General features: G+C 68.1%; 7 protein-coding genes. All 7 read right to left on the reverse strand.

Annotated features, from left to right (window positions below):
- A partial coding sequence (locus AC1DVT_RS16515; protein ID WP_477390068.1) for a carbohydrate ABC transporter permease occupies window positions 1–477 on the reverse strand: 477 nt, incomplete at its 3' end.
- Window positions 474–1,469: a carbohydrate ABC transporter permease gene (locus AC1DVT_RS16520; protein ID WP_477390069.1), complete on the reverse strand. Its 996-nt coding sequence runs from the start codon at window positions 1,467–1,469 to the stop codon at window positions 474–476. The genes AC1DVT_RS16515 and AC1DVT_RS16520, both read right to left, overlap by 4 nt.
- 76 nt (window positions 1,470–1,545) lie before the next feature.
- Window positions 1,546–2,847, reverse strand: coding sequence for an ABC transporter substrate-binding protein (locus AC1DVT_RS16525; protein ID WP_477390070.1), 1,302 nt, complete (start codon window positions 2,845–2,847; stop codon window positions 1,546–1,548).
- A gap of 190 nt (window positions 2,848–3,037) precedes the next feature.
- Window positions 3,038–4,129, reverse strand: a complete 1,092-nt coding sequence (locus AC1DVT_RS16530; protein WP_477390071.1) for a Gfo/Idh/MocA family protein — start codon at window positions 4,127–4,129, stop codon at window positions 3,038–3,040.
- Window positions 4,130–4,191: 62 nt separating this feature from the next.
- Window positions 4,192–4,920 (reverse strand): cupin domain-containing protein, encoded by a 729-nt coding sequence (locus AC1DVT_RS16535; protein WP_457101668.1) that lies wholly within the window; start codon window positions 4,918–4,920, stop codon window positions 4,192–4,194.
- On the reverse strand, window positions 4,917–5,831 hold the full coding sequence (locus AC1DVT_RS16540) for a DUF6807 domain-containing protein (RefSeq protein ID WP_477390072.1): 915 nt from the start codon (window positions 5,829–5,831) through the stop codon (window positions 4,917–4,919). Before AC1DVT_RS16540 ends, AC1DVT_RS16535 begins: the two co-directional genes overlap by 4 nt.
- Window positions 5,828–6,943, reverse strand: coding sequence for a Gfo/Idh/MocA family protein (locus tag AC1DVT_RS16545; RefSeq protein WP_477390073.1), 1,116 nt, complete (start codon window positions 6,941–6,943; stop codon window positions 5,828–5,830). The genes AC1DVT_RS16540 and AC1DVT_RS16545 overlap by 4 nt, the downstream gene beginning before the upstream one ends.
- Window positions 6,944–7,175 lie beyond the last annotated feature (232 nt).

Genomic DNA, 7,175 nt, shown 5'->3' on the forward strand with positions numbered 1-7,175 from the left:
GACGTGGAACGGCAGCAGCAGGGTGCCGATCATCGCGGCGAAGAAGATGCCGAGGCCTTTGAACTGGATGCGGGCGAACGCATACGCGGCCAGGGCGGACGAGAACACCGTGCCGATCACGGACCCGACCGCGATGATGAAGGAGTTCAGGAAGAACTTCCACATCGGCACCCCGGCGATGCCTTCGGACACCTTGATGTAGTTGTCGATGGTCGGGTTGTTCGGCAGCAGTCCCATGTTCTGCCCGAACTCCGCGTTCGGCTTGAACGTGGCGAACAGCAGCCAGACCAGCGGGTAGAGCACGACCGCGGTGATCGCCAGCAGCACCACGAACCAGATCACGGTCTGCCAGGTCTTGCGCTTCACCTTGCGGCGGCGGGTGGGGACGGGCTTGGTCTCGGGGCCGAGCTGCTGGACGGTGTCGAGCTGGTTTTCGACCATCGTGAACGAGGGCTCGCCGAAGCTTGCAGTGGTCATCGGCTGTCTCCTGAGTAGTGGACCCATGATCTCTGGGTGCGGAAGAGGATGAACGCGATCACCGCGACGACGATCAGCAGCACCCACGCGATTGCGGACGCGTACCCCATCTGCCCGTCACTGAAGCCGCGCTTGTACAGGTAGAGGGTGATGAAGTTCGTCATCCCGGCGGGACCGCCGGAGCCGTTGCTGATGATGTACGCGGAGGTGAACACCTGGAACGCGGCGATCAGGCCGAGCAGCAGGTTGAAGAAGATCACCGGGGACAGCATCGGGACCGTGACCGCCCGGAACCGGTGCCAGGGTCCGGCGCCGTCCATCTCTGCCGCCTCATACAGCTCCCGGGGGATCTGCTTCAGGCCGGCGAGGAAGATCACCATGGTCGCACCGAACTGCCACACCGCGAGGAGGATCATCGCGGGGAGCACCAGGTCGGGATTGCCCATCCAGCCGCCCAGGTYGATCCCGAAGAACGACAGCGAGTTGTCGACCGGGCCGTCCTCGGCGAACATCGCCCGCCACACGATCGCSACACTCACSGACCCGCCGATCAGCGACGGGGCGTAGAACGAGGAYCGGAAGAACCCGGCRCCCTTGTCSCGGAAGTTCAGCAGCATCGCCACYCCSARSGCSGCRGCCAGGGTGATCGGGGTGCCGACCAGSACGTAGATCAGGGTGATCTGCGCGGACTGCATGAACGACGGGTCATCSGTGAACATCCGGATGTAGTTGTTCAGCCCGATCCAYTTCGGCGGGGAGAAGATGTTGTAGTTCGTGAACGASAGGTACAGCGARTACGCCATCGGGATGATCGTGAGCCCGAAGAACCCGATCAGCCACGGAATCAGAAACCCGTACCCCGCCARMGACTCCTTCACCAGCCGCGAACGCTGACCCGGACGATCCAGCTCTTCTCGCCGCCGCTTGCGCAGCAACGCTCGCCGTGACGGCTTCTGGCCGGTCACGATGACCCTCGTCGTTGTGGTGCTCACGTCGGCTCTCCTGGTTGGTCGTTCGATGGGGTGGTGTTCCGGGGCCCGGACACGGCGGTCCGGGCCCCGGAAGGTCTTACTGGTTGAGGACGACGTCCATCTCGGAGAAGAACTGGGCGACCGCGTCGTCGACGGTGATGGTTCCGAAGCCGAGCTCGGTGCCGAGCTGGCGGAACTTCTCCTCGAGCGACCCGGCGCCGACGATCGGCACCGGCGGGGCGTCACCCAGGCGGTCGGCGATCGAGGCCTCGTAGTCCTTGATCTGCTGGCTCAGCGGGTCGAGGTCCGCAGCGGCGAGCGCCGTCTCGGAGGCCGGGAGGCCGCGGTTGGTGCCGAAGATCTCACCGGATGCCGGCGAGTTGATCAGGAAGTTCACCAGCGTCGCAGCCGCCTCGGGGTGCTCGGTCTTCGCGGAGATCGTGTGCAGCATCGACGGCTTCAGGTACAGGTCCTTCGCACCTTCCTTCGTCACCGGAGGGGCGACGAGGCCGAGCTCGGTGTAGTCCGCACCCAGATTCGCAAGGTAGCCCGCGCCGAAGTTGTCCCAGGTCAGCTCGGACGCCGTGAGCGCGGTGTCGAACCCGCTCTTGGGGTAGACCTCCTCGAGCCGCTGCTGCGGGATGACGATGCCGTCGCGCGCGTCGGCACCCGACTCCCAGAACTTGGTGAGGCGCGCCTCGTCGAAGCCGGGCTCGCCGTCTTCACTGAACAGGTATGAGCCCTCCGAGCGCAGCTGGAGCTCGAAGTTCTGGATCCGACCGGTGTAATCCGTGCCACCGTAGAACGCGCCACCGGAGGCGTCGGTGATCTCACCCATCCAGTCGCTGTAGTCCTCCCAGCTGCCGCCGGGGAACTCTTCGACGCCGGCGGTCTCGAGGAGCTTCGGGTTCGTGTAGAGCCCCCACGCGTTCGTGGAAGTGGGGATGCCGTAGGTCGTGTCGTTCACGACGCCGATGCCGAGGATGTTCTCGGACAGCGGATCGGTGTCGATGATGTTGCCGAGGTAAGGGTCGAGATCCAGCAGCAGGTTGTTCTGCGAGTACTGGCGGAGATACGAGTAGTCGAACTGCATCACGTCAGGAAGGTTGCCGCCGGCCGCCTCGGTCTGACGCTTCTCCCAGAACTCCGGGAAGCCCAGGAACGTGGCATTCACCGTGATGTTCGGGTATTCCTTGTTGAACTCTGCGATGACCTTGTTGTACAGGTCGGCGCGCACGTCGTTGCCCCAGAACGCGAGGTCGAGCGTGACCTTCTCGTCCGGGTCGAACGTCGGCGCGGTGTCAGGGGTCTCGGTGGTGCCGCTGGCGCAGCCGGCCAGAATCAGCGCCGCCCCCGTGGCGAGAGCGAGGGCCGTGCCGGCCCGCTTCTTGCTGAACATCTTCGTCCTCTCTTCGAACGTCTGCGTTCGTCGTGCTTCGCTGGACGTTCGTTGTCCGTGTACTGCGGTGTGGTAGGCGCTCCCTGGTGCTTCGGGAAAGCGCTTGCCGATTACGGTACTACGCGTTGAAACGATTTACAAGATGTGGACGGAAATCGCTTTCCGTTCGTGATCCATCGTGACCGGGGCGTTACGAAACGCCGCGCTGGTCGATCACCGGGCTCGCGAATCCACTCCGATGGGTCGGGTGCGCGGCGAGGTCCGCGGGGGTGACGACCGCCCCGTCGGCGGCGGCTGAGGCGTAGATCGCCGCGACCAGCTCGAAGGAGCGCGCAGGATCTGACGCAGTCGGCGGCAGCGGCCGGCCATCGAGCAGCGCGTCGAAGACATCGCGCAGCAGCGGGCCGTGGTCGCTGCGCTCCTCGAACTCCGGCAGTGCCCAGGCCGACGCCTCCCCCTCGAACCCGGGCGCCGGGCTGATCGACCAGTTCTCGTGGCCGTGCCCGTACAGGTGCTCGACGATGATCGTGGCCTTCTGCGTGTCGATCCGGATCGAGCTGACCTCGCGCGGCGACACCGCGCTGGTGACGACCTGCGCCACGACGCCGTTGGCGAAGGTCACCGTCGCGGTCGAGGCATCCTCGGTCTGCGTCTCGCGATCCAGGCGCCACAGGCGCCCCTGCACGCTGGCCCACTCCCCCAGCAGGAATGCCAGCAGATCGAGTTGATGGATGCCGTGCCCCAGCGTCGTGCCGCCGCCCTCGGTCTGCCACTTGCCGCGCCACGGGACGGAGAAGTAGGCCTCGTCGCGGTACCAGAGGGTCTGGCACACCGCGATCAGCGGGCGACCGAGCACGCCTTCCTGGAGCAGCCGGCGGAAATGCGCCGCGGCCGTGCCGGTGCGCTGTTGGAAGACGACGGCGAGCTGTTTTCCGGCCGCCTCCGCGGCGGCCCGCATCTCATCGAGTTCGTCGAGCGACGAGGCAGGGGGCTTCTCGACGATGACGTGGGCGCCCGCGGCGAAGGCCGTGATCGTCTGGCCGTGGTGCGCGCCCGGCGGCGTGCAGACGAGCACGACATCGGGGTGCTCGGCGGCGAGCAGCTCCTCGAGGCTGTCGTACACAGCCGGCACGTTCCAGCGCTCGGCGAAGTCGTCTGCGATCGACCGCTGCAGGTTGGTCACGGCAACGAGCTCGGCGTGCGGGTGTGCGGCGACCGCGTGCGCGTGGAGGTTGGCGACCGCCCCCGTTCCGACGAGCGCGCAGCGAAGTGTGGTCGTCATCCGGGCCTCCGACATCGATGGTCAAGCGTTGGCTCAACCCTAAGTCACCGACCGGGAAAGCGCTATCCCGAGGACTCGGTGTTCCCCCACTGCCAGGTCGAGAGGCGTCCGCACATGCCGAATCCCGGATCGCCGGCAGTGGGCGTCGCACGGACGACGGATGCCGCGCCCAGCGCACCGGGCAGACCACCCTCGAGCGCATCCAGCTGACGGCGGGTGCGCTCCACTTCGGCCGCGACGGTCGCCTCCCAGGTCGTACGCCAGCCCGCGACGCGCGGCTGGACGAGGCTGGCGGCGCGCGCGTGCAGGGCCTCCAGCGCACTCGGCCCGTCGGCGGCGAGGGCATCCCGCAGCTCGAGGTAGCCCTCCATTGCGAGATCGCGACGCGCCCTGGCGGCGGCCTCGCGCGCTGGACCGGCCGGCAGCGCTGCCGCTGCGGCATACGCCACGGGGTCATCGAGCACCCTCGCCGGGAACGTGAGCACCGCATCGCCCGCCTCGGGCAGACCGGAGTTCTGCATCACGACCAGCAGCCGCAGGCCCCCGTCGTTGACGAGCCGATGCACCGTGCCGGGCGAGAACCACACGACCTCCCCGGGCCAGAGCGGGTGCTCGGCGATGCCGTCCGAACTCAGCGTGTGCACGGCGCCGACTCCGCCGACGACGACGTATCCCTCACTCGAGGCCGTGTGCAGGTGCGGCGATCCGCCGCACCTGCCGTCGATGGCGTCCCAGTCGTACACGGCGAGCTCGCTGACGGCGACGCCGCCGGGGAACAGCGGGGTGGTCATCGGCCCGACCCCAGCACATCGCGCACGGATGCCGCGAGCGCCGCTGCCGCGTCGGCATCGGCATCCGCAATCCCCACGCCGTAGCGGAAGACCACCGTCTCACCGGCCGGCACCACGAGCTCGTCGCTGAAGAAGGGGGCGGGGTTGAGGCCCGCGAACTCCTCGGACCGCGCGAACCACTGCGGCGGGTGGTGGGGGTTGTCTGCGTCGTCGACCATCACGATGAGCGAGGTCGCGTCGACCTCGTCGTGCCGACCGGCGAAGCCCATCCAGTCGTGGCGCTGCCCGCGCAGGTCACTGCCCGAGCCCGTACCGTCCGCCGTCACCAGCAAGCCATCGGTGAACGATCGAGGACCCCGCCAGAACAGTCCGCCGTACCCGGCGTTGTCGCGCCCCTTCGTGGTGGGCGATCCGATCGCGATGTCGGATGCCGAGACATTCGTCATCGCCGTCTCGAAGGTGAGCACCCAGCTGTCGGCCCCGAGCACACGCGCGCCGATCGTGCGGCGTTCGGTGAAGATCCGGGCGCCCGCCTCGGTGATCCACTCGAGGTCATGCGCGAAGCGCACGGACCCATCGGCGTCGAGGCCGATCGAGTCGATGCGCACGTGCACCTGCGCGCCGTCGTTGGGGAGCTGCACATACCCGTGGTCGCGCAGATAGGTCGGCCCGCCCCAGAAGTTCTCGTCGCCGACCACCGGCAGCGACCAGGCGATCCCCTTGTGCCACACGTGATCGTGCGGGCGGAAGAGACTCACGAGGTGACCGGAGCGCGTGCGGATCGGATGCAGGTACGGCTTCGGCGACTCGAACTGCGGGGTGTCCGGCACGTAGGTGTACCGGAACAGCTCGACGTCGCCGTCGCGCACGGCGAAGGCGGTGCCGTCGTCATGGCTGATCGAAAGGGTCACAGCGCCTCCTTGAGGGGCGGCCAGGGGACGGCGCCGCCGTCCATGCTCGCCAGGAACGGGTCTGGGTCGACGATATCCCCGGCGCTCACCGGCAGACCGCGGAAGGCCGACGCGTAGGTGGCCGCCGCGAACTCGAGCGTGCGGCGCGCCTCCTCGGCCCCGACGGAGGGCTCCGTACCCGCGGCGAGCGCATCGAGGATCGCCGAGAGCTGCCGGCGATGGCTGCTCACCTCGTCGGAGGCGTCCGCCGCCCACTCGGCGGCGAGGTGCTCATGGCCGACGACCGGCGTGATCGTCCAGTCGGCGTCGGTGTAGCCGTACACGTGCTCCACCTCGACCGTCGCGTACTCGAAGTCGAAGCGCAGCCGCGAGCTCTMGCGCGGCGAGACTATCGAGTTCACGACAGTGGCGAGAGCGCCGTTCTCGAACTCGACGACGGCCATCGACACGTCCTCGGTGTCGGTGGGCAGCGCCTGCCGGGCGGCGAACGCCGACAGCCGGCGCCAGGGCCCGAGGATCGAAAGGAGCAGATCGAATTGATGGATGCCGTGACCCATCGTCGGACCGCCGCCCTCGACCTCCCACCTTCCACGCCAGGGCACATCGAAGTATTCGGCCGGGCGGTACCAGAGCGTCTCGCAGGTCGCGACAAGCGGCCGGCCGAGAACGCCCTCGCGCAGCAGACGGYCGAGCCGCTGCGCGCCGGGGCCGAAGCGGTGCTGGAAGACGGTGAGCGCCGGCACCCCGGTCTCGTGCGACACCGCCACGAGCCGGTCCATCTCGGCCAGGCTCAGCGCCGTGGGCTTCTCGACGAGCACCGGCACTCCGGCCCGCAGGGATTCGATGGCGAGCGGCACGTGCGTCTGCGGCGGGGTGCAGATGTGCACGAGATCGATGCGTTCCGCGGCGAGCAGCGCGCTGAGCGTCTCGTGGACGGTCGCCGTGGGCGCGAAGCGATCGGCGAACGCGCGCGCCCGCTGCGCGTCGACGTCCGCGACGGCGACGAGCTCGATGCGGGGCGCCAGGTCGGCGATCGCCTGCGCGTGGGCCTGTGCGATGGCCCCCGTTCCGATGATCGCCGCGCGGCGCGGCCGGGCTGCGGCATCCGTCATTCGAATCTCCTGGTGTCGATGCGGGCGTCAGCGCCCGGCTGGGAAAGCGCTTTCTATCCCACACTCCCATGCTAGTCACCACACGGCGCGATTGACCAGGAACCCCGGCAACGTGGGCGAAAACGTTTTCTCGCTATGATCGGGCGTGGCAGAGTCGGGAGGTGCGTCGATGGGACGTCTGCGTACGAAGTCCACGATCACCGATGTCGCGAAGCACGCCGGCGTATCGCTG

The organism is Microbacterium sp. P2_F9 (genome assembly GCF_056403635.1).

Bases quoted from the DNA above. Each gene is read 5' to 3' on its own strand.
- AC1DVT_RS16525 (WP_477390070.1), bottom strand. From the start codon at position 2,847: ATGTTCAGCAAGAAGCGGGCCGGCACGGCCCTCGCTCTCGCCACGGGG.
- AC1DVT_RS16530 (WP_477390071.1), bottom strand. From the start codon at position 4,129: ATGACGACCACACTTCGCTGCGCGCTCGTCGGAACGGGGGCGGTCGCC.
- AC1DVT_RS16535 (WP_457101668.1), bottom strand. From the start codon at position 4,920: ATGACCACCCCGCTGTTCCCCGGCGGCGTCGCCGTCAGCGAGCTCGCC.